19 protein-coding genes are annotated in these 24,153 nt (G+C 32.3%); 8 read left to right on the top strand and 11 right to left on the bottom strand.

Annotated elements, in window-relative coordinates; all coding sequences use genetic code 11:
- Window positions 1-22: 22 nt before the first annotated feature.
- Window positions 23-1,015 carry a glycosyltransferase family 2 protein gene (locus tag QBK95_RS09795; RefSeq protein ID WP_280933104.1) on the bottom strand — a complete coding sequence of 331 codons (993 nt, stop codon included), beginning with the start codon at window positions 1,013-1,015 and terminating at the stop codon, window positions 23-25.
- Window positions 1,016-1,338: 323 nt separating this feature from the next.
- Here QBK95_RS09795 and QBK95_RS09790 point away from each other — a divergent pair, with 323 nt between their 5' ends.
- Window positions 1,339-2,322 carry a glycosyl hydrolase 53 family protein gene (locus QBK95_RS09790; protein ID WP_280933102.1) on the top strand — a complete coding sequence of 328 codons (984 nt, stop codon included), beginning with the start codon at window positions 1,339-1,341 and terminating at the stop codon, window positions 2,320-2,322.
- A 634-nt stretch (window positions 2,323-2,956) separates the two neighbouring features.
- On the opposite strand, the gene QBK95_RS09785 is transcribed toward QBK95_RS09790, so the two are convergent.
- Window positions 2,957-3,406: a type I restriction enzyme HsdR N-terminal domain-containing protein gene (locus QBK95_RS09785; RefSeq protein ID WP_280933100.1), complete on the bottom strand. Its 450-nt coding sequence runs from the start codon at window positions 3,404-3,406 to the stop codon at window positions 2,957-2,959.
- A 26-nt stretch (window positions 3,407-3,432) separates the two neighbouring features.
- Between QBK95_RS09785 and holA the strand changes: the two genes are divergently transcribed.
- Window positions 3,433-4,437 carry a DNA polymerase III subunit delta gene (gene holA, locus QBK95_RS09780; RefSeq protein WP_280933098.1) on the top strand — a complete coding sequence of 335 codons (1,005 nt, stop codon included), beginning with the start codon at window positions 3,433-3,435 and terminating at the stop codon, window positions 4,435-4,437.
- Here the strand turns inward: holA and QBK95_RS09775 are convergent, their stop codons facing one another.
- Window positions 4,438-5,166 carry an SDR family oxidoreductase gene (locus tag QBK95_RS09775; RefSeq protein WP_280933096.1) on the bottom strand — a complete coding sequence of 243 codons (729 nt, stop codon included), beginning with the start codon at window positions 5,164-5,166 and terminating at the stop codon, window positions 4,438-4,440.
- Between the two features lie 76 nt (window positions 5,167-5,242).
- Window positions 5,243-5,698, bottom strand: coding sequence for an Lrp/AsnC family transcriptional regulator (locus QBK95_RS09770; protein WP_280933093.1), 456 nt, complete (start codon window positions 5,696-5,698; stop codon window positions 5,243-5,245).
- A 256-nt stretch (window positions 5,699-5,954) separates the two neighbouring features.
- On the opposite strand from QBK95_RS09770, the gene QBK95_RS09765 reads away from it, so the two are divergent.
- Window positions 5,955-7,232 carry a cystathionine gamma-synthase family protein gene (locus QBK95_RS09765; protein WP_280933091.1) on the top strand — a complete coding sequence of 426 codons (1,278 nt, stop codon included), beginning with the start codon at window positions 5,955-5,957 and terminating at the stop codon, window positions 7,230-7,232.
- A gap of 95 nt (window positions 7,233-7,327) precedes the next feature.
- Here QBK95_RS09765 and QBK95_RS09760 read toward each other — a convergent pair whose 3' ends face one another.
- The 3 genes from QBK95_RS09760 to fumC form a co-directional block, all read right to left on the bottom strand.
- A complete protein-coding gene (locus QBK95_RS09760) occupies window positions 7,328-9,553 on the bottom strand; it encodes a T9SS type A sorting domain-containing protein (protein WP_280933089.1) in 2,226 nt (741 codons plus the stop codon).
- A gap of 20 nt (window positions 9,554-9,573) precedes the next feature.
- Window positions 9,574-10,323: a polysaccharide lyase family protein gene (locus tag QBK95_RS09755; RefSeq protein ID WP_280933087.1), complete on the bottom strand. Its 750-nt coding sequence runs from the start codon at window positions 10,321-10,323 to the stop codon at window positions 9,574-9,576.
- Between the two features lie 936 nt (window positions 10,324-11,259).
- The gene (fumC, locus tag QBK95_RS09750) at window positions 11,260-12,657 is read right to left on the bottom strand and encodes a class II fumarate hydratase (protein WP_280933085.1); all 1,398 of its coding nucleotides are present in this window, start codon (window positions 12,655-12,657) and stop codon (window positions 11,260-11,262) included.
- A gap of 185 nt (window positions 12,658-12,842) precedes the next feature.
- Between fumC and QBK95_RS09745 the strand changes: the two genes are divergently transcribed.
- On the top strand, window positions 12,843-13,019 hold the full coding sequence (locus tag QBK95_RS09745; RefSeq protein WP_162897257.1) for a hypothetical protein: 177 nt from the start codon (window positions 12,843-12,845) through the stop codon (window positions 13,017-13,019).
- 89 nt (window positions 13,020-13,108) lie between these two features.
- Here QBK95_RS09745 and QBK95_RS09740 read toward each other — a convergent pair whose 3' ends face one another.
- Window positions 13,109-15,544: a TonB-dependent receptor gene (locus QBK95_RS09740; protein ID WP_280933081.1), complete on the bottom strand. Its 2,436-nt coding sequence runs from the start codon at window positions 15,542-15,544 to the stop codon at window positions 13,109-13,111.
- Between the two features lie 294 nt (window positions 15,545-15,838).
- Here QBK95_RS09740 and QBK95_RS09735 point away from each other — a divergent pair, with 294 nt between their 5' ends.
- Both QBK95_RS09735 and QBK95_RS09730 read left to right on the top strand, forming a co-directional pair.
- Entirely contained in the window at window positions 15,839-16,393 is a 555-nt protein-coding gene (locus QBK95_RS09735) for a conjugal transfer protein TraO (RefSeq protein WP_280933079.1), read from the top strand.
- Between the two features lie 37 nt (window positions 16,394-16,430).
- Window positions 16,431-18,563, top strand: a complete 2,133-nt coding sequence (locus tag QBK95_RS09730) for an immunoglobulin-like domain-containing protein (protein ID WP_280933077.1) — start codon at window positions 16,431-16,433, stop codon at window positions 18,561-18,563.
- 56 nt (window positions 18,564-18,619) lie between these two features.
- Here QBK95_RS09730 and arsC read toward each other — a convergent pair whose 3' ends face one another.
- Complete coding sequence (gene arsC / locus QBK95_RS09725) at window positions 18,620-18,961, bottom strand: arsenate reductase (glutaredoxin) (protein WP_280933075.1); 342 nt, start codon at window positions 18,959-18,961, stop codon at window positions 18,620-18,622.
- An 11-nt stretch (window positions 18,962-18,972) separates the two neighbouring features.
- Window positions 18,973-20,071, bottom strand: a protein-coding gene (gene prfB / locus QBK95_RS09720; protein WP_280933073.1) for a peptide chain release factor 2 whose coding sequence is annotated in 2 segments (ribosomal slippage) — window positions 18,973-20,007 and window positions 20,009-20,071 — 1,098 coding nt in all. Because the reading frame shifts where the segments join, the coding sequence is not laid out codon by codon here.
- A 107-nt stretch (window positions 20,072-20,178) separates the two neighbouring features.
- Between prfB and QBK95_RS09715 the strand changes: the two genes are divergently transcribed.
- Both QBK95_RS09715 and QBK95_RS09710 read left to right on the top strand, forming a co-directional pair.
- Window positions 20,179-22,590, top strand: coding sequence for a zinc-dependent metalloprotease (locus tag QBK95_RS09715; RefSeq protein WP_280933071.1), 2,412 nt, complete (start codon window positions 20,179-20,181; stop codon window positions 22,588-22,590).
- 45 nt (window positions 22,591-22,635) lie between these two features.
- Window positions 22,636-23,649: a threonine aldolase family protein gene (locus QBK95_RS09710; RefSeq protein WP_280933069.1), complete on the top strand. Its 1,014-nt coding sequence runs from the start codon at window positions 22,636-22,638 to the stop codon at window positions 23,647-23,649.
- A 65-nt stretch (window positions 23,650-23,714) separates the two neighbouring features.
- On the opposite strand, the gene QBK95_RS09705 is transcribed toward QBK95_RS09710, so the two are convergent.
- Entirely contained in the window at window positions 23,715-24,035 is a 321-nt protein-coding gene (locus QBK95_RS09705) for a YegP family protein (protein WP_280933068.1), read from the bottom strand.
- Between the last annotated feature and the right edge of the window lie 118 nt (window positions 24,036-24,153).

Genomic DNA, 24,153 nt, shown 5'->3' with positions numbered 1-24,153 from the left:
CAATAATTTAATGAATATAACCTTACAAATGGTTAAATAGTTTTTTCTTTAAAATATAGTACTGCCATACAACGGAAGAAATAACATAATATTTCCTTTGATCTGTTGATTTTTTTCGTTTTTTAACAAAAGTTGGCAAATTGTTGTAAAAGCTTATATGAGCTTTAAGAATTGCAATGCAATGTTGCAGTTTTCCTTCTGTTATAAATTTAATTCCTGCAACTCCATCCAATATCAATCGTATAAAGATAATAAACCAAATAGATACTCCAGCTGAGTTTTTTACCATCATCAGCAAATTATTCCTAAAGTTAAGAAAGGTTTTTCTGGGATTAATATTATTTAGTGTGGCTCCACCGAGATGGTATACTTCAGAGGTCCCGATATATTGAATATCATAACCGTGATTTCGTATACGCCAGCAGAGATCTACCTCTTCTTGGTGTGCAAAAAAATCTTCATCTAGTTTTCCTACTTCTTCAAAAACAGTTTTTCTGATAAATAAACAAGCACCACTAGCCCAGAAGATGTCTATGGTATCATCGTATTGACCTTTGTCTTCTTCTAATGTTTCAAAAATTCTTCCTCTACAATAAGGGTATCCTAGTTTATCCATAAAACCGCCAGCAGCTCCTGCATATTCGAAGTAGTTCTTTTTTTTATAATCTAAAATTTTTGGTTGGATCGCGGCAATCTTTTCATTATTCTTAAATGCCTTTATAATAGGAGAAAGCCAATTCTCTGTCACTTCTACATCACTATTGAGTAAACAGTATACATCGGCATCAATTTTTGCTAATGCATCATTATATCCTTTGGCGTATCCACCATTAACTTCATTTTGGATAAGTTTTATTCCAGGAAAAGATGTTCTTATATAGTCAACAGAGTCATCTGTAGAAGCATTATCGGCAACATATATGGTTGCTTCTTTAGAATATTTTACAACAGATGGAAGGAATTGTTCTAATAATGAACGACCATTCCAATTTAAAATGACTACAGCTATATTCATGGTTGCAAATAAATAAAAAATAATATTAAGAAGTTACTATTTCTATATGGTTAATGATAAAGAAGTAGTTAATAAAACAGTCTTTCTATATCTAAAGAAGACCGTTTTGTTATGTGATACTTGCACTTAGTAATAGGATTTAATAAAATAAATTATATTTATAAGAAGTATATGCTCAATTTTGAGTGTATAAGATTTCTAATTATAATAAGTTCAAGTTTATGTTGCGCAGATATCGGTTAGTGCTATTAGTAATTTTTGTTTTTTTAGTAAACTGTAGTACGGATGAAACAAATAATCAACCTGTTAAAAGAAATTTTAATATGGGGTTTACAACATGGAGTTTTGGACCTAATCTAGAAGATGTAAATGATACTTATACATTTATTGAAAATAAGGCCGATATATATACCGAGCATATTGATAACAGAATTCCTTGGAATGCCTGGATGAATGATTTGACCTTACCAGTAGAGTTTACAAACGAAATTACTGGTAGAGTAAATAGAAAAATTAATGATAAACAATTATTGTTATCAGTAAGTTTATTGAATTCAAATAGAGATGAATTGGCCCAAGACTTTGATGGTACGATTCCTTCATATACCGATCTAAATGACCCTGCTATTGAAAATGCGTATTTCAAGCATATTAATTATTTGGTAGATAGATTTGCACCAGATTATTTGGTGATATCAATTGAAGTCAATGAGTTAAGAATAAGAGCAGAAAATAAATGGAATTCGTATACATCATTAATGCAAAATGTAACTTCACGAATCAAAGAAATATATCCAAATTTGAGTATTTCTGAATCAATATCTTTACATAATTTATACGAATCCGATGAAGTTGCTGATCCAACAGCATATGTTAATGAAATAATAACTCACATGAATCAAATGGATTTTGTGGCGATTAGTTTTTATCCTTTTTTCAAAAACCAACACTCAAAAGCTGAATTTCAAGAAACTCTTGATTTTTTGCACTCCAATATCAATAAACCAATTGCTTTTGTAGAAACAGCTCATATTGCCGAAAATTTGATTGTACCCAACTTAGGATTGTCCATAAATGGGGATGAAGCGGAACAAAACGTGTATCTGGAAACACTATTGACCAATGCACAAGAAAATAATTATGAATTTATTATTTGGTGGGCTCATCGAGATTATGATGCATTATGGGAAACATTTCCAGCAGATTTAAAAGATGTAGGTCAATTGTGGAGAGATACGGGTTTGCTAGATGAAAATGGTAACCAAAGAACTTCAAATACTACTTGGGATACCTATTTTTTTGATTAATTATTACGATACGTTTTTATTTATATTGCTTTGTTATAGTATATTATGAGATTGACTTCTAAATACTTGAAAAAGAATTATCTGATTTTAATTGTAAAACTATTGATTTTATGCTTATTTGTTTTTAGACTAATCCAAGGAAGTATTGAAACCTCAATTTATCGACCAACCATTATCTTGCTAATTCCTTTAATCGGAATTTTTATTAACAGAAAAATTGGTTGGATATTGATTCAATCTTATTTTTATTTCTTGATTTCAAATATCGTTTTTCCTTCATCATCGATTGACTTTACGGACTATCAAATTGTTATAATAAATGTAATAGTGTTCTTATTATTGCTGTTATTTATTTTATTAATGAATAAACAGAAAGTAAGTGATGAATTTTATGGAATTCACAAAACGGAATTAATAGGTAAAAACATTATCGCTTCTATGATTGGAATATCAATAACAATAATATTGGCGGTACTTAAATTAAGGGGTACTTGAAAAAACACATGCTTTAGTACTATATATGTAATCATAAATGTTTTGTGCTAGATCGAAAAGTGTTTTTATATTTAGGATGGTACAATGCTTGCAAAAAGCAAAAGCAGGTAAACAGTGCATCAAAAATTATAAAAATAATCTACTTGTTTTTATAATCGGGAATATCTTTTAGAAAAGTATATTGTTTTTCTGAGTAATCCATCTGACAGTAATAATGATCCAATCCGTTGGTAATCATAAGGTATTCTGCATCAAGTGCCAAATTATACCTAGCAATCTGATCAAAAACTTCTTGAGTTATCTTTACCGTATGTGATTTACATTCTATGATCAGATAAATACTACCATCTGAATTAAAAATGATAATATCATAACGTTTATTAAGATCATTAACTTTGATCAGCTTTTCTACATTAATAAGGCTTTCGGGATATTTCTTTTCTTCAATAAGATAATGGATGGTATGTTGTCTAACCCATTCCTCTGGAGTAAGAATGATAAATTTTTTGCGAATTCTGTCAAAAATGGAAACTTTATTTTCGCTACTTTTGAACCTGAACTGATATGCTGGGAAGTTAAGCTTTTGCATAGCACAAATTTGATGATTTTTTCTGAATGGATGAAGTAAAACAAATTGTAAGCGATATAAAGAATGGAAATATTAAACCTATTTATTTTTTGATGGGTGAAGAACCATATTATATTGATAAGATTTCTGAATTTATCGATAAGAATGTGTTAGCAGAAGAAGAGAAGGGATTTAATCAAATGGTATTATACGGTCGTGATGTAAGTATTGAGGATATTGTATCCAATGCTAAGCGATACCCTATGATGGCAGAACGTCAAGTAGTTATTGTAAAAGAAGCACAAGATCTTTCAAGGACTATAGAAAAACTTGCAGATTATGCCGAAAACCCTCAGCCAACTACGGTCTTAGTCGTTTGTTATAAATATAAAAAGATAGATAAACGCAAAAAACTGTATAAAATCGTTGCTAAGAATGGGATTATTTACGAAAGTAAAAAACTCTATGAGAATCAAGTGGCAGATTGGATAAGAAGGGTTTTAGCAGGAGCAAAATATAATATAGAACCAAAGGCTGCCCAGATGTTGGTTGAGTTTTTAGGAACGGATTTGAGTAAGATCAATAATGAATTAGAAAAATTAAAATTGATCATTCCTAACGGAGCACCAATTACTGCGGATAGTATCGAAGAAAATATCGGAATTAGTAAAGAGTTTAATAATTTTGAACTACGTAAAGCAATTGGAATGCGTAATGTGTTAAAAGCACATAGAATTATTAATTATTTTGCTCAAAATCCAAAAGATAATCCATTAGTAGTTACTATTTCTTTGTTGTACAGTTTTTTCTCTCAAGTATTGCAATATCATGGATTATCTGATAAATCTCAACGTAATGTAGCGAGTGCTTTAAAAATTAATCCTTATTTCGTGAGTGATTACTCCGATGCGGCTCGCAATTATCCTATGAAAAAAGTAAGTCAGATCATTGCTTTATTAAGAGATGCTGATGTTAAAAGTAAAGGAGTAGGAGCAGCTAATCTTCCTCCAGGAGATATCCTAAAAGAACTTTTGGTTAAAATAATGGGATAATTAAGTTTTCGGATTAGTAGCAAAAACAGTAGCTTCAGTAATGAATCCACGATCATCCATTTCCAAAAGACTTGAAATCGTATGCGCTATTTCTTCACCTCTTAATTTTGTATTTTGCTCAGCTTCAGTATATTGTTTTTGATTTGAGTTATTATCCACACGATTATCAGCAAAACTGGTCATTACTTCACTAGGATTAACCTGCATTACTCTGATGTTATGAGGTCTTAACTCGTTTCTCCAGCTTTCGGTCATTCCTCGCAGTGCAAATTTGGTAGCCACATATGGAGATGCAGATGGAGAACCTTTTAATGAAGAAGTAGACCCAATATTAATGATATTCCCGTATTCTTGATCAATAAAATGTTTGGCAGATGCTTTGGCACATAAAGTAGCGCCAAGAATATTGGTTTTAAACTGATCTGTAAATTTATCAGCTTGTATATCAACTAATTTAGAAATGTAGCCATAACCCGCATTATTAACCAATGTGTTAAGACCACTCATTTTGGATTTGGCTTGCTCAACCATTTGTTGTACTTGATGTTCTTCAGTTACATCAGCTTTAATATAATCTATACCTAATTCTTTTGCAGTTTGTTTTAAAGTAGCCTCATTTCTTCCAGATATAATAACTTGTGCACCCTTTTCCTTAAGAAGTTTTGCAGTGGCTTTTCCTATGCCAGAATTACCTCCTGTAATTAATACTTTAGCATCTTTTATATTCATCTTAGGTGTAGTTTTTTAGTTGAACATCAAAGATAAAGGTTCAGTTCTAAATCTTTTGTTAAGCTGAAATATAATTTTATGGAATCGGTAAGAAAGAAAAGTCTTTAACTTCAGTCATTACAAAAGAGCTTTGTACTTTAGAAATATTTTCTAGTGAAGCTAATTTGTTCGAAAGAAAATGCTGGTAACTTTCCATGTCTTCAGCATATATTTTAATTAAATAATCAAACATTCCAGCTACGTGATAGCATTCTGCTACTTCAGAGAATTGCTGAATGTCTTTCTCAAACTTTTTAAGATAATCGGTCTGATGAAGATTTAAAGTAACATTACAAAATACCATTAATTCTAATCCTGCTTTTTTTCTATCCAGAATGGCTTTATACGATTTTATATACCCTTCACGCTCCAGTTTTTTAACACGTTCAAAAATTGGAGTAGTGGTCAGGTTCAGTCGTTCTGCAATCTCTTTGATCGTTATTTTACCATCTTTTTGTAATAAATTCAGGATTGATCGATCTGTTTTATCCATAATATTTTTCTCTTTAAATTATGCTGACTTCTCAAAAATAGAATTAAATTCTTTTAAAATTCAATTTAACTATAATTAATTCTGAAATTAAACCTTAAAATGGTTTTAAATTCTTTTTAATGTAGTTTTATACAATACGAAATAAGCATTAGCATATTAAGCACAGTACTTTTTTATTGATAAAGGTTGATATTCAATTAAGGAGTAATAATACCAAATAGCAAGTAACATTATCACTATCAAAAAAATATAACACATGAAAGATCATAACTTTAATCCCGAGAGTCTAATGATGACATATGGCTATAAGCCAGAGTTATCAGAAGGAGCGATAAAATGTCCAATATTTCAAACTTCGACCTTTGTATTTAAAACTGCAGAAGAAGGAAAAGCATTTTTTGAACTCGCATATGGTTTGCGAGAAAAATCAGAAAAAGAAGAATTAGGATTGATATACAGTAGAATCAATAACCCTAATTTAGAAATATTGGAAAATAGATTGTGTCTCTGGGACAAAGCAGATGATTGTGCGGTGTTCGAAAGTGGTATGTCTGCAATTAGTACGGTATTACTTGAGTTTTTAAAACCAGGTGATTTATTGGTGTATAGTAATCCTGTATATGGAGGAACTGACCATTTTATCCATCATTTTTTGGATAAAATTGGAGTAGATACTATTGGTGTAATGCCTAATCAAAGTATGGAAGAGGTAACGCAGATGATTGAAGCTTCTGGTAAATCAGATAAACTAGCCATGATTTATTTGGAAACTCCTGCAAATCCAACAAATGATATAGTAGATATAGAGAAATTTAGTGAGATTGCGGCAAAGTATAGTACCGAAGAAAGGAAAACATTAGTAGCTGTAGATAATACCTATATGGGACCATTATGGCAGCATCCTTTACAATGTGGTGCTGATCTGGTATTATATTCTGCAACAAAATATATTGGTGGTCATAGTGATTTAATTGCAGGAGCTGTATTAGGAAATACAGAATTAATGATTCGTGTAAAAACGTTACGTACATTCTTGGGTAATATGGTAAGCCCCCATACAGCGTGGTTAATGCTAAGAAGTTTAGAGACTCTAAAAGTTCGTATGGATCAGCAAACACAGAATGCTCAGGTGGTTGCGGATTACTTAGAGAAGCATCCTAAGGTAGAAAAAGTATACTATCTAGGATTATTAGAAGAAGGAACAGAGGCACATACTATCTATAAGAAACAATGTACTGCGCCAGGAGCGATGGTGTCTTTTGATATTATAGGAGGAGAAAAAGAAGCATTTACGTTTCTTAATAATCTTAAACTAATGAAGCTTGCTGTAAGTTTAGGAAGTACAGAAAGTTTATCAGAACACCCAAAAACAATGACTCATGCAGGAGTTGATGAAGCACAGAGACAACAAATGAATATTACCGATCAATTGGTTAGGTTATCAATAGGTGTAGAGAGTGCAAAGGATTTGATTTGGGATTTAGAACAAGCTTTAGAAAAAGTAGAAGCTCCTACCGTTTTGGAAATGATCTAAATATTTTCATTAACGTAAAAACAAAAAATCCTTACTTATCTATGTAGTAAGGATTTTTTGTTTTTATAATCAATATATGTTTATAATGTTGTTTTTTATTTTTTAATAAAAAAAGTATCAAATGACTTCTTACCATTAATTACTCTTATGAAATAATTTCCAGCTGAGATGTTTTCTAAATTAATCTGGATCAACTCTTCTTGAGAAGTTGTCTTTTTTATAAGCTTGCCCATAAAATCATATATTCTAATTTGTGTAGACTTCCCGAAATTGTTATTGGATAATTTAATATTGATTATAGAGTTTGTAGGATTTGGAAATAGTAACAGATTGGATATTACATTATCTTCTGTACCTAAGTTTTCGTTTGTAGCTAACTCAAAACTATATGCTCTGTTTTCACTATTAGTATTTACACAATCCCATAACTGAAAACGAGTTCCATTTGAACTGTTTCCACTTTTAAGATCAAGACATTTATTAGCAACTTTTGCAATAATATTGAATTTACACTCGTTGATTTCTTTTATTTCCCATTTTTGATTGTCATTACCAGAGAAAGTAGCCTCTTCAATGTGATCTCCGTTATTATTACCAGTGGTACTCATATACTTATCTGTATCCATATTTCTTATATAGTAATACCCACTTTCAGCATTTTCTAAAATCCAGTTTTCAGCAATATTATCGCCACAAGTTTGTTGAGTTATGTTGTATCCATTGTTTTCGGTTGCATTGATACATTTATCGTGTGTTGTTTTTATTTTATAAGTATTGCCCTCATCAATTGCGATTCGATTACAATCTAGTACTTCATCATTACAGTTGTTAATTAGATACTTTTCGAAATCTATTAGAGGCCAAGCAGCTTTACACCAATTTGTTATTCGATTTGTAATGCTACAATGCACATTAAAGTTATTCTTGATTCTAGGGATAATATCATAGAATTTATCAGCATAATGATATAATAACCGTTGATTATTTGGAGTTCCATTATGTTGTACGGTTACTAAATCAGCAGTGGTTTTATTAGCAGAATCTAATTGGTAATTACCTCCATCTGTAGTTCTCGGCCAGGTGTTTAGATCATATTTTTCAGCCTCTTTTAAAAATTGAAGCAACATGGCTTCTAATACAGTATCTGCTAATCCTACTTCTATATTATCGAGTTGTTTTACGATATCATATGATGGGGTATGGAATTCTTGGTTACTATTACTACTACCCATCATTTCCCATATCCCTTGATTGGATATTCTAAACCCCTCATTTCCTGGACCATTATTCCCTGACCAAGTACGTATTTGATACATGTGGTTAATAGCAGAAAACCTTCGGAGTGGTTCTGATATTCCAGAATAATATGCTGAGAACCCCATAAAAGGAGTATGGTAATTAAAATCTGTAGGAGTTGTTCCTCCTACAAATCCATTTCCTCCATTTACTACAAATTGTAAATTATACCAAGCTGTTGTTTCAAAATGCGCTGTTCTATGCTCTTGACCAATATAATGTCTACTATTATTAGAGGTAAAATGGGCAGGTACTTCAAATACAGAATACCATTTTACTGGCCATTGTCTATCTAACGGTTGATCTTCTTCAACGTTTGGGACTGTTTGTGGAGCTTTATCCTGAAGGTTAAATTCATTTACCAACTCAAAGTATTTCACAGCCTGTAGTCTAGCCATACTAGTTTTTGCCATCTCTAAATCAACACCGTTTGTTAAATGTTGATTTGCATTTCCTCCTTCAGATCTCCAATGTTTTGTGTCATTTGCGCCATGTTGATAAAAATATCTAAAACCAGTTCTTCCATCAAGTCCTAGACCTACATATCGTAATTTTTGGGGTACATTAAAACCTTCAATATTGCTAGGATTATAGTTGTTCACAAATTGAGATCTTATAGTTTCATAGTTTTTTATAGGATTTTGAACATCTGGCAAGGTATTATTCCACCATTCATTTTTGGTATATGCATCCTTAGGATGTATTATTGGTAACCAGTGTTTCCAATCTGGTAATTGTATTGCAAGAGGTAATAAGGTACGGTCATCCATTTTATCAGAATCAAAAACGCTTCTCACACCTATTTTACTAGTTCCATTAGTAAAAATATAAGGTGCCATATCTGCATCATTTTCAAGTACCCAGTCTAAACCAGCACCTGCAGCCCATTGTTCAATAGATCTATCTTTTAGTACAGGACCTGGTTGGTAAGGTGGATTCCAAGGTCTTCCATGCCTTCCGATATTAGAGTTTGAAGATAAGCTTCGTATATAAGCAGCTATATCTTTTCCTTCCTGTTCCGTCATTCCGTGAAATTTAGCACGTTCTATAATTGATAGATTAGAGTAACTAAACATTTCAAGATCTCTACCATCTTGTGTGTGGCAATCCGTACATTTGGCTCTAATGGTTCTTCTATCAGGGATAGTCTTATCATACCAAAATCTTCATTATTATTTAGAGGATAATGATTCCATAAATCTTTGTTATACCATAAATTTTCTCCATTCTGCACAGAACTATTAGCAGGAGCTGTCCAAGTGTTTGGGGTATCTTGTATAAAAGAACTTTCGGGTAATAGCTTAGTTTCATTTGAATCTATTAAATTCATTTTAATAACACGATATCCTATAGAGATACCATCAGAAGTATCAAACCTAAATTGTATAGTATTACTTCCTTCTCTTAAACCATTAGAAGGAATTGTAAATCGAATGGTATTGAATCCTCCATGAACCATACCTCCATAAGCTAATTCTTTTGGATTTACCTCTACAGTAGTATGGTTCAGTGATAACCATGATTCATTGTTAATTTTGATCGAGGCTTTGTTTTGGTAACTTAGATTGTTAACCATTAACCATATTTTTGTTGTATTGCTTAATGTTTGATTATCTATAGAAAAAGTACGTTCTACAATAGTACCTTCTTCACCAAGCACCTCTATTGGCATCTGTATAGAATCCATGGTAACTATGGGTACGTATATAGTTTCAGCTTTATTTTGTTTTATAGATTTAACTATAAGTAATAATAGAAGAGAAAGTATAATGGTTGGAGTAATCGTGCTTTTCATTTTGGTTGATGGTTGATTATTTTTTGAGTTTCAAAAATATTTCAAAAGGGTTTAAAAAATTGTAACTATATAAACTTAGGATCGAATACATATAGTGTTATCATTTTTTTGTACACTCAATATTTTTATTGCCGTTTTTATAATATACTAATTCATTTATTAAGTTTCAATATATTCTGCACTATATAAAGCTATTTTTAAATACTGTTATTGGTTTTTAGAATTTGTTGGATATCAAATAGAATTCGTGAAAAATTGATATTTTTTCGTTCTTTTTGAAATTTTTGAAGTAAAAAACGGAATATGACACTACAATTCTAAGATAATTGTGTTTCTGGAAATGATATAAAATACTTTAAATCAGATATTTATGGTTAATCAGGGGATATCCCACTATGCAAATTGGGTGTTTTCCCCCATTGTGTTGTGTGTATTCCTGACCTATATTTGTACCATAGTTATTAATAAAAGATTTACAAACCATTTTTACACATACAACATTATGAATTTACTAGGCATTAATTTCCGTTTTATTTTAGAGTTTTTAAGAGAACTTCCTAAAGCAAGCAGTCACGCTATTCATAGATAATAGATACTAGCAGAACCAAAAGAAATGAAATATGGAGAGCTACACATGTTTCATAAAATCAAGAAAGTAGTTTTTATATTATATAAATTCAAGATCTATACAGCAACATTACACAAATTATTATGAAATCATTTCGCATTAATTTTAAGATTATACGAGAATTTTTGAGAGAGCTTCCAAAGGCTTGTAGTCACGCAATACACAGGTAGGATGTAATTGTAAATTGGAAGATACAGCATATTAGAATTCGTTGGGAAATTCTAGTAGTTAGTTATAGTAGTGGGGAATAAAAAACCAGATGTATATACACATCTGGTTTTTTTATGATTTAGATATACGGTTTCAACTTATTTAAGAGCACCTACCATATCTTCAGGTTTTACCCATTGATCAAATTCTTCTTCTGTTACATATCCTAAAGCAATTGCTTCTTGTTTTAATGTAGTTCCGTTTTGATGCGCAGTATTTGCAATTTCCGCAGCTTTATAATAACCGATTTTGGTATTTAGTGCAGTAACCAGCATTAGAGAATTATTTAGTAATTCAGTAATTCTGGCCTGATTTGGTTCAATACCTTGAGCACAGTGCTCATCAAAAGAAACACAAGAATCACCAATTAATTGTGCGCTCTGTAAAAGATTAGCTGCCATTACAGGTTTAAAAACATTCAATTCAAAATGTCCTTGCATTCCACCAACATTGATAGCTACATCATTACCCATAACTTGAGCACATACCATTGTTAAAGCTTCACATTGTGTTGGATTTACTTTTCCTGGCATAATAGAACTTCCAGGTTCATTAGCGGGGATAATTAATTCACCGATTCCACTTCTTGGCCCAGAAGCCAGCATACGGATATCATTTCCTATTTTATTTAATGATACTGCAATTTGTTTTAACGCTCCGTGAGTTTCTACAAAGGCATCATGAGCCGCTAACGCTTCAAATTTGTTTTCAGCTGTAATAAAAGGGAGTCCTGTAAACTGAGCGATAAATTCTGAAACTCTTTTAGCATATCCTTTTGGTGTATTTAAACCTGTTCCTACGGCAGTTCCACCCAAGGCAATTTCTGCTAAGTGAGGTAATGTATTTTCTAAAGCTTTTAAACCATGATCTAATTGAGAAACATATCCTGATAATTCTTGACCAATCGTGAGCGGAGTTGCATCCATAAAATGAGTACGCCCAATCTTTACTACATCCTTAAAAGTTTCTGATTTTTTCTTTAAGGTATCTCTTAATTGTGTGATTCCAGGTATAGTTACTTCTACGATTTTTTTGTACGCCGCAATATGCATACCTGTAGGAAAAGTATCATTGGATGATTGAGATTTGTTTACATCATCATTAGGTTGGATGGTTTTTTCTCCTTCACCAATTGTTTTCCCAGCCAATTGATGTGCTCTGTTAGCAACAACTTCATTCACATTCATATTACTTTGCGTACCAGAACCCGTTTGCCAGATTACTAAAGGAAATTGATCATCATGTTTTCCTTCCAAAATTTCATCACATACTGTAGCAATAAGATCTCTTTTTTCAATCGGTAGTGCACCTAATTCACAATTTGTAAAAGCTGCTGCTTTTTTTAAATAAGCAAAACCATATACAATTTCTAAGGGCATTGAGGCCGCTGCACCAATTTTAAAATTATTTCTGGAACGTTCTGTCTGTGCTCCCCAAAGTTTATCAGCAGGCACTTTTACTTCGCCCATTGTATCTTTTTCTATTCTATATTCCATAGCAATGATGATTTGTTTTTTTGAAGCGCAAATTTAAGAATTTGTAAAACCATTTCTGAGTAAAGCAAGTACTTTTTAAAAGGTTTCAATGTTTAAATTTTAGTTTTTAAAATAAATCATATTTATGCTATGAGATAAAAGGAAGAGTTATTATCTTTGGCAAAAATTGAAATTAGATTACTATTATGTTCGAATTTGATCAATACCTTGGTTTCTTAGCATTCTTAACAATCCTTACTATTGGATTTTGGTTGATGATATTTTTATTAACTTTTGTTGTTCCTTACTGGATTTTTGGAGCTACAATTGAGAATTTTAAATTAAAGCAAGAAGCAAAACGTAAGGCTAGAGAAGAAGCATAAAATATAGTATAGATTATATATAAAAAAGGGAGTCAATGTACTCCCTTTTTCTATGCAGTATTTTTAAGTAAATAAGTACTCTTTTTAGATTACCCTTCGAATTCTTCATCACCTCCATTAAAGTTCCCTCTAGAACGTTGTCTCTTCTTTTTCTGATTAAATCGATAGGTAAACGATAATGTAAAGCTACGTTCTCTCCATTGAAATTCGCTGTCAGAAATAAAAGTTTCAGTCGTTGATATACTTTGTCTTTTTCTAGAATTAAAAAGATCACTGATGTTAAATGTTAATGAAGCTTTATCCTTGAATAAATCTTTGCTAAATGCTAAATTCATAGAAAAGAGACCTTCTCTTTTGGTTTGAGCATTTTCGCTAGGGCCTGCATAAAAGGCAGTAGTTTGCCAATCAATTTTAGCAGGGAGTGTTAGTTTGTTACTTAATCTCGCAAACCAACTGAAATTATCTGCATCAAAGTTTTGACCATTAAAATCGCCTCTGATATTATTTTGGAAAGCATTAAAACTTCCATTAAGTCTCCACTTTCTACTTGGACTATAAGTCAATGTAAATTCGAATCCATAACGATCAGAACTAGATAGATTTACAGGTGTTCTTCTTATAATTGGTACTTCTGTACCATTGCCAATAATTGCCGTTTCTCCTGTATCTTCAGAAATAAAAGTAAATACTTGTGTAGATCTGTTATAGTATATGGAGGAATTTAATGTTAGTTTTCCTATTCTGTTTAAATATCCTAGATCAAACGCATTAGAATAACTGGGATCTATATCTGGATTACCCTGAAAAATATTGGTTGCACTGGATCTGGATGGAAAAGGATTAATAAATCGTGAGCGAGGTCTTCTAATTCTACGATTGTAGCCAAGAGTAAGACTCTGTTTTTTTGATAATTGATATCCTAAATTTACAGTAGGGAATAGATCTGTATAGTTTTTCCTGCTAAAATCACCACTTGTTTTTTGATCTATCGTTATTCTTGTGCCTTCTAGTCTAAGTCCTAAAAGATAAGAGAAATTACCTGATTTGCTGCCAAATTGAGTATACGCCGCATTTACTTGTTCTTTGTAAATTAAATTATTAGATAAACCAGTATCTGTTGTTACAATCCCATTATTATCAAATTGTACTAAAAATTCTGTGTCCAATTCATTAAAATTCCCTCTGGATCCTAATTCGAACTGACTATTTTTTTTAATAGGTAATACATAATCAGCTTGTAAAAGAATACGATCTTGTCCCTCTATGGTGTTTACTAGTTCAATAGAAGTAATATTTTCTTGGGTAATTCTTGAATCTTCTTCTTCTTCACTATTTTCTATCTGAAAATCTAAAGTTAATTTATGACCACTATCATCAAAATCTTTGGTGTAATTTAAAGAATATTGTTTTGTGATATCGTCTTCTACTTCAGGATCGAATCGTAAATTACTGCTTAAAATATTACCATTCAGATCAGGTTCGGTGATTAAATTTGTAGTATTACTTTCGTTATCACTAGAACGATATAAAAATGATGTAGTAATTGAAGAACTGTCATTGATATACCATTCTACTCCTATATTGGTATTAAGACCTTTACGGATTCTATCAAAATCTCTTCTTTCGTTTAAAAAGGTATCAGGATTATCGATTTGCATTTCAGAATCAATATTAAAGAACCTTGTTTCTGCTAATGAATTTCCAGGGACTTCGCGATAATTATACCCAGAAGTAGTAAAAAAATTAAAATCACCAGTACGGTAATTGAGATTCCCAGAGATTCCTGCAGCAACTGGATATCCTGTATTTGCTGTTAGCGCTCCGTTTAAACCTTGTAACTTACTACGGCGTAGTATAATATTTAAAATTCCAGCAGTACCTTCTGCATCATAACGTGCCGATGGAGAGGTAATAACCTCTACACGCTCAATAGATTCTGCGGGTAATTGACGTAAGGCATCGGTACTATTTAACCCAACAAGGCCAGAAGGCTTACCATTGATTAATATCCTAACGTTATCGTTTCCTCGTAAGGATACATTTCCTTCTACATCAACAGAAACTGAAGGGACATTGTCTAATACATCACTCACCGTTCCACCACTAACAGTAAGATCTTTACCTACATTATATATTTTTTTATCAAGTCGTATTTCTACAGTTGTTTTTTCTGCAATCACTAATACATCGTCTAGAGCTTCGGTATCCAATCCTAAACTAATGGTTCCTAAGTTTGTACTTTTAAATAACTTTTGCTGAGGTAATGTTTTGGTTTTAAAAGAAATAAATTCGATTGAGACATTATACATACCTGCAGGAACCTGAATATTGAAATTACCATTTGCCTGAGTAATTCCACCAGTTACAACTTTGTTTTCTTTTGGGGTTATAAAAGAAATAGTAGCATACTCTAGAGGTTCTTTGGTTTCTTGGTCTATAATCTTACCACTGATACTAACTTCATTTTGTTGAGCAAAACAAGATAATCCAATTGATATTATAACTAATAAAATAGTATTTCTCATATTTTTTTAAGACAAGTGCCCAAAAGTATGGTTAGGGTAAGATTATGTAGGTTAAAGAGGTGTTAAATAATATATAATGCTTAATATCAGTTGGTTATTGTTTGTTTGAGTTAAGTTAAATTAACAGAAATAAGAAAAGAGATTTGATATTCTGTTATTTGTACGTATTTAGTTACAATAAAGACACAATAATTATAATAAGAATTACGTTTCGATTTTTTAGTTTTGCGTCTGATTTTTGCGGAAAAAAGATGCAAAAATTAAGAATCATCACAAATCAATAAAATAGGGCCCATGAAAAAACTTCTAATTAATAAGTCTTTATTAATTGCTTTTATTCTTTTTTCTTCAATTTCAATGTATGCTCAAAGCCATAAAATTGCACTTTCTTTAACAGGAGGTTATGTCGATGGAGGTTTTGGAGGTATGACTACACTTGATTATAAGGTAAACAAATTTGACTTCTTACAATTTAATATACAAGCCAATTTTACAAATCTTGAGTATGAAGATATCAAAATACCCGTCGATCTTTATGGGTTTAATGCAGGTTTCTTTTTTGATTTATTAAGAAATAATAACAGAAAGTTTGCGCTATCTATTGGAGCAGGAGGAACTATAGGATATGAAACAATCAATAATGGAGATGAAGTTTTAGAGAATAACCAAGTTTTGGATATCGAAACTAGCAGCGTAGTATTCGGAGCGTATGCAGGTATTGAAGCAGATATATTTTTGATTCCAACAGTTGCTATTAACATACGAGCAAATGAAATATATCATATAAATAGTGAAATAGGAGAGTTTACTCCATATTTTGGTCTCGGAATCAAATTAATATTAAAATAATTTTCATTAAATATTTGAAAACCATAAAGATAAATAGATGAAAAAATTTTATCAATATATAGTAGGAGTAGTTATTTTATTATCACTAGTAATAGCTTGTAATAAAGAAATAACAGAGGATTTGGTTGTGTTCTTTAAAGTTGAGTTTAGTGAAACTACTTTGGAGGCATTTTTAAATACAGCAAAAACCTCTGAGTTTACCATAACAGGTGGTGGAGAAATAGGAGCTGGAGATTACCAAGTTAAGTATAATGTTACTGAAGGTTCTGGTAGTTATGTGTTAAATTCAGTGGATGTTGCAGAGGATCAGTTTGTTGATTTGCCTGCAGGGCCACAGTTTGTTATAGAATATATCGGAACTACGGTAGGTACCAATAAGGTAACTATAACGATAAGAGATCAATCAGAAAGAGAAGAAGAGTTTGAGCTCACATATAATGTTAATGATACTGCTTTTACTTTTGATGTAGTGCCATCTTCAGAATCTACCTATGTAGATGGTGTGGTTGACCTAAATCTAAATATTACCGAAATTAGCAGTGCAACCTATAATGTTCAATATGTATATGGTACTCCTACTGTGGATGTAGTAGGGGCTGGAGATATTACAATTGCAGATACTCCTTTGAATCCTGAAACCTTAACAGAAGTACCAGTAGGTGATTCGACATGGCAGTTTAAAGGAACAACATTAGGAACGGTTGAGATTCTGTTTACGGCCACAAGCAGCTTGGGAGTTAGTGTTCAAAAAATGATTTTGTTAGAAGTCGGAGATACACCTGATTTTACTTTTACAGCATTGTCTAGAGTATCTCAAGGGCTAACTAATAATGTTGTTGAGATTGATTTTAATCTAGAGGAAACTGTAGGTACAGCAGCATATACAATGACATATTCTACTTCTAATACAGGAAGTTTTGCATATGATGGTACTACATATTCAGCGGGTGAAGTAATTCCAATAGTAGTTGGTGCATCTGTAGGAGAATATATCGGTACCATAAGTGGAGAACACGCAATTAATTTTACTGTAGTTAATGATAATTCTACTCCTATTAATCGTGAAGCGTTGGTTACACTAATTTATAATGATCCAGATACACAAGCTCCTGTGATCTCCATAACTGGAGATAATCCACAGATTATACAGCTAGGTGAAAGTTATACTGAGTTGGGAGCTACTGTTGATGATAATTCTCCTTTAACAATTGATACTTCTAATGTAAATACTGCTGTTGCAGGATCATATACTGTAATATATTCTGCAGAAGACAGTTCTGGAAATGTTGGTACAGCTGAAAGAACAGTAATTGTTAATGCACAGCCAACTGCAGTAATCAATGCAACTCCTTTGTCTGGAATAGCTCCATTAAGTGTATCTTTTAATGATTCAGGGTCTTCGGATACAGATGGGACTTTAGAAACATCAATATGGAACTTCGGAGATAATAGTTCTAATGTACAAGGTGCATTTCCGTTTAGTACTTCTCACACATATAATAGTCCAGGAACTTATACTGCTAGTCTTAATGTAGTGGATAATTATGGAGGTGTTGGAATAATTTCTGTGCAAATCAATGTAACCAGTCCAGATACAACGCCACCAGTTATTAACATTAATGGAAGCAACCCTACAGTCATACAACTAGGAGGATCGTATACTGAAGAAGGTGCGTCTGCCATTGATGATGTAGATGGAGCGGTAAATGTGAGCAGATCAGGTACGGTTAATACTAGTGTTGCTGGGACTTATACAATTACGTATACTGCTACAGATTCTTCTAATAATACAGCAATGGCAACAAGAACGGTTATAGTTAATGCTCCGCCAACAGCACTTATAAATACAAGTAATACGGATGGTGTAGCACCTTTTACCGTTTTGTTTAATAATACTAATTCAACGGATAGCGATGGTACTATCGTGTCTTCTGTTTGGGATTTTGGAGATGGAAGTGTTTCAGAATCTGGTGGATTTCCTTTTGGAGTATCACATACCTTTAATAGTGGAGGACTTTTTACAGTAACATTGCAAATAACGGATAATCGAGGAGGAGTTGCTAGTACAACTACCAGGATATCTGTACTTGTCACAACGTGTCCTTGTGCAAATCCTTGTGAACCGCCACCAGTTTGTGGATGCCCAAGTGACGGACAACAATGTAACTAAGAATTAATTTAAAAAAAACTGCTTGATTATTTCAAGCAGTTTTTTGTTTTCAATACTTATAGAATATCTATTACCTTTTCTGGAGGTCTACCTATAATCGCTTGATTATCTTTTATCACAATTGGTCTTTCAATTAATTTAGGGTGATCACACATTGCTTGAATAAGTTGTTGATCATCTAAATTTTTTCCTTTAAAATTTTCTTTCCAGACTGCTTCATTTTTTCTAACCAAATCGATAGGTTGTATACCAAGAAGTGTAATAATTTCTGTTAGTTTTTCCTTTGTAATAGGAGTGTCTAAATATTTAACAATTTCTATATGCTCCTTTTTTTCTTCCAGAATAGCAAGGCATTGTCTTGATTTACTACATCTGGGATTGTGATATATGGTTGTCATATTTTTATTTTTTAATCTTCATTTTTTTGCCCCATCATCATGAGGAACGCCTTTAGAAAAGCATCAATATTGCCATCCATTACTGCGTCAACGTTTCCAGTTTCTTCAGCGGTTCTAACATCTTTTACTAATTTATACGGATGCATTACGTAATTACGTATTTGTGATCCCCATTCTATTTTCATTTTAGAAGCTTCAATCTCATCACGTTGCGCTTGTTGTTTTTTAAGTTCAAGCTCAAAAAGTTGTGACTTAAGCATTTGTAGCGCTTTTTCTCTGTTATCATGTTGTGATCTGGAATCCGAACAAGAAATCTGTATTCCTGTAGGAAAATGGGTAAGTTGTACTTTTGTTTCTACTTTGTTTACATTTTGTCCACCAGCACCACTAGATCTTGAGGTTATAATTTCATAGTCAGAAGAGTTGATTTCAATTTCTATACTATCATCCGCTAAAGGATATACATAAATAGAAGCAAAAGAAGTGTGTCTTTTGGCGTTGCTGTCAAAGGGAGAAATACGTACCAATCTATGCACACCATTTTCACCCTTAAGCCATCCAAAAACATATTCACCATCGATTTCCAAGGTAACAGTTTTTATTCCAGCAACATCACCCTCTTGATAGTTAAGTTCTTTTACTTTAAAACCTTGTTTTTCTGCCCACATTAAATACATACGCATTAGCATACTGGCCCAATCACAACTTTCTGTTCCACCAGCACCAGCAGTAATTTGAAGGACAGCACTCATGCTATCTCCTTCTTCACTAAGCATATTTTTAAACTCTAGATTTTCTAATAACTCTAAAGCTTTATCATGACGTTCATTTACTTCGGCTTCAGTAGCATCTCCTTCTTTAAAAAATTCATAGAGTATTTCTAGATCGTCAACCAGCGTGACACTTTTTTCATATTCAGATACCCATTTCTTTTCTGCATTTAAAGCACGCATTAGTTTTTCAGCTTCTTGTGCATTATCCCAGAAATCAGGAGCATACGTCTTTTCTTCTTCGTTAGCTATTTCAATAAGTTTGGCATCAATGTCAAAGATACCTCCTTAACGCAACCAGGCGCTCTCTAAGATCTTGTAAAGTCTCAGTATTAATCATATTTCATTTATTTTTGACAAAAATAGGATTTAACAGTTCAGTAGGAAATAATTTTACTATTATTTTATAGTTTTAATGCTTTTGCAAATCACATAAATCATTTTAGAATGAAAATTAATATTACTTGCCTTTTTCTAGTAGTTTCTCATATGCTATCTGCTCAGTTTTTAGAAAAGCAAAAGGATTTACAATCATATAAAGGATATTATAATTTTTACTATAATCAAAGCAAGGACGAGATATATTTAGAGGTAAACAAGTTGGATGTCGAGTTTTTATATATTCATTCATTAGCTACTGGTTTGGGATCAAATGATATTGGATTGGATAGAGGGCAAATAGGTGATGGAGTAGTCGTTAAGTTTCAAAAAGCTGGAAATAAATTATTATTAGTACAACCCAATCAGAGATATCGTGCAATTACCGATAATAAATTAGAGAAGCGAAGTGTGGAACAAGCATTTGCTAAATCTGTTTTATATGGCTTTCCTATTAAAGAAAAAAAAGGCAACACTTATATTATCGATATAACACCTTTTTTACTTCAAGATACTCATGGAATTGCTAGTAGATTAAAAAATCAAAAAGAAGGTAATTATGGTATAGATAAAACTAAAAGTGCCTTGAGTTTAGAAAATACTAGGGCTTTTCCTAAAAATGTGGAGTTTGAAGCATTAACAACTTATAAGGGGACTCCAACAGGAGGGAAAATATGGTCGGTAGCACCAGACTCTAAATATCTAACAGTAACTCAGCATCATTCCTTTGTAGAATTGCCAGATGCTAATTATAAAAAAAGAGTGTTTGACCCTAGAAGTGGAGCACTGTCTATATCTTACCTTGATTATGCTACTCCTGTTCAGGAACCCATAACAAAAAGATATATTACAAGACATCGATTAGAGAAAAAAAATCCAGAACTAACTGTGAGTGAAGCAAAGGAGCCAATTATTTATTATTTGGATCCTGGTACTCCAGAACCAGTAAGATCGGCGTTACTAGATGGTGCTAGATGGTGGAATGAGGCATATGAAGCTATAGGGTTTAAAAATGCGTTTCAAGTAAAAATGCTTCCAGAAGATGCTGATCCTATGGATGTACGATATAATGTGATTCAATGGGTACATCGTTCTACAAGAGGTTGGAGTTATGGAGCTAGTGTAGTGGATCCAAGAACTGGCGAAATATTAAAAGGACATGTGAGCTTGGGTAGCTTACGAATTCGTCAAGATTTTCTTATTGCTCAGGCTTTATTAAATAAACCGTTTGCAGATAATGATGATAATTATCAACCTATGTTAGCAATGGCCTTGGCTAGAATTCGACAATTATCAGCACATGAGGTTGGGCATACTATAGGTTTCGCGCATAATTTTGCTGCAAGTACCAGTAATAGAGCTTCGGTAATGGATTATCCTCATCCAACAGTGAAATTAAAAAATGGAATTATTGATTTATCAGATGCCTATGACACTAAGATTGGAGTTTGGGATAAAGTTACAGTTGCCTATAGCTATTCTGAGTTTAATGATGATGCGGATGAACAAGAGGGGTTGCATAAAATTTTAAATGAAGCGTATGCATCTGGTTTACGCTTTATATCGGATAGTGATGCAAGACCTCAAGGAGGAGCACACGGTTTGGCGCATTTATGGGATAACGGAAAGAGCGCTTCTGAGGAGTTGAAAAATATACTCGAAGTTCGAAAAATAGCTATCCAAAATTTCTCTAAAGATAATATAAGAGCTAATGAGCCTTATTCTGTTCTTGAAGACGTATTTGTTCCGTTATATTTCTTTCATAGATATCAAACAGAAGCTGCTGTAAAATTGGTAGGTGGACTTACATATAATTATGCTGTTAAAGGAGATGCTCAAACCATTGTAGAAGCAATTTCAGAAAAAAAGCAAAAAGAAGCTTTAGAACAAGTATTGCAAACTTTATCTCCAGAAGTGTTAGTAATTCCTGAAGATAAATTAAGACTGTTTCCTCCTAGAGCCTATGGATATGATCGTTCTAGAGAATCATTTGGTAGTAAGACTGGAGTGGCATTTGATCCAATAAGTGCAGCTTCTACAGCAAGTGATATGAGTTTATCATTATTGTTGAACTCTCAAAGAATATCACGTTTAGTGCAACAAAAGAGTTTGAATTCAGATCAGCTTGGTGTTTCGGAGGTTTTAGAAAAGCTAACTAATGTGGTATTTAGGTCTAAACCTAAGAATGATTATCATAACGAAATCCAGCATATAGTAAAAAGCAATACTTTAAAGCAGCTCATGAATTTAAGTAATGATCCTAATGCTTACCCTCAGGTACGTGCATTAGTATATGCATCATTAAAGAAAATACAATCATTACTGAAGTCGGAAAAAAAGAAAGACCATAATAAGGATTATAATGATTATTATTTAAAACAGCTTCAGGATTTTATGACTAAACCTGAAAAGTTTAAAGCCTTACCTTCGCCAAAAATACCAGATGGTTCGCCGATTGGAAGTTTTAGATGTGAATTTTAACCCACCTATATTAAGTAAGTAATAAATATTCTAATTAAGTAATATATGATAATAGATCTTAGGAGTGATACGGTTACAAAACCTACTCCAGAAATGCTTAGCGCAATGATCAACGCTGAAGTAGGAGATGATGTATATAAAGAGGACCCTACAGTGAATGCTTTGGAAAAAAAAATAGCTACGATGTTTGGAAAGGAAAACGCTTTGTTTTTTCCATCTGGCAGTATGGCAAATCAAGCTGCGATTAAATTACACACACAACCAGGAGAACAATTGATAGCAGATGCATATGCGCATGTATTTAATTATGAAGGAGGAGGAGTTTCTTTTAATAGTGGAGTTTCCTGCAAGTTGATAGATGGTCATAGAGGTATGATCACAGCTGATCAGGTTCTAGAATCTATTAATCCTCCAGATTTTTATCATAGCCCATTAACAAGCTTAGTATGTGTAGAAAATACAACAAACAAAGGTGGAGGAGCCTGTTATGATTTTGAAGAAATTATAAAAATAAAAAAAGTATGTAGTGATCATAATCTAGGTTATCATTTAGATGGTGCCAGATTGTGGAATGCATTGGTTGCTAAACAAGAACAGTCTAAGCAATATGGAGAAATGTTTGATACTATTTCTGTTTGTCTTAGTAAGGGATTAGGTGCGCCAATGGGTTCTGTATTAGTAGGTGATTCAGAGATTATGGAGCATGCTATTAGAATAAGAAAAGTATTGGGTGGAGGAATGCGTCAAATAGGTTATATGGCAGCAGCTGGTTTATATGCTATAGAACATCATTTGGATCGATTACAAGAGGATCATACAAGAGCAAAGGAAATTGGTCAAGTCTTAGAAGGTGTATCTTTTGTAACTAATGTAGAACCAATAGATACGAATATAGTTATATTTACTATAGAAGGAAATGAAGAGGATTTTATTATGAAAATGGCTTCAAAAAACATTCATTTTTATAGTATGGGACAAGGAAAATTAAGATTTGTCACGCATTTGGATTATACTCAAGAAATGCATGAATTTTTTATAGAACTATTACAATCTATATAAAAGAAAAAGCTGTTTAGAGATCTGAACAGCTTTTTTTAGAATTTATAAATGGATACTTACTAAATTTAAATTTCCTTAGTATCAGCTCCAGCAGCATTTTCTTTAACAGAGTTGATACCATTTTCCATTCCAGATTCAGAAGAATACATCTGACTACTACCAATTACTTGACCATTTGTAGCTTTTAAGTTGAAAAAAAACTTTCCGTCTTTTGCAGTCTTTCGTTCATATCTTCCATCTTCAGATGCATTTTTTTGTACTGATGCGATTCCATTTACTGCTGCAGCTTTAGAATTGTATACTTCGCTACTTAGAATTACTTGTCCATTCTTAGCTTTCAGCGTAAAATGATAACTAGATCCCTCTTTATTTTTGAGTTCAAACATATTGTCGAGTTTTAAATAATTTTGAATGATTTTGATAAAAATATAGAATAAATAGCAGAAAGAAAAATATAAAAATATGAGAGTTTAGTTTTTTTTGGTGTTTTGTCGATAAAAAATA

The organism is Aquimarina mycalae, from assembly GCF_029906345.1.
Classification (GTDB): Bacteria; Bacteroidota; Bacteroidia; order Flavobacteriales; family Flavobacteriaceae; genus Aquimarina.
This window is presented reverse-complemented; position numbering and strand designations above follow the sequence as displayed.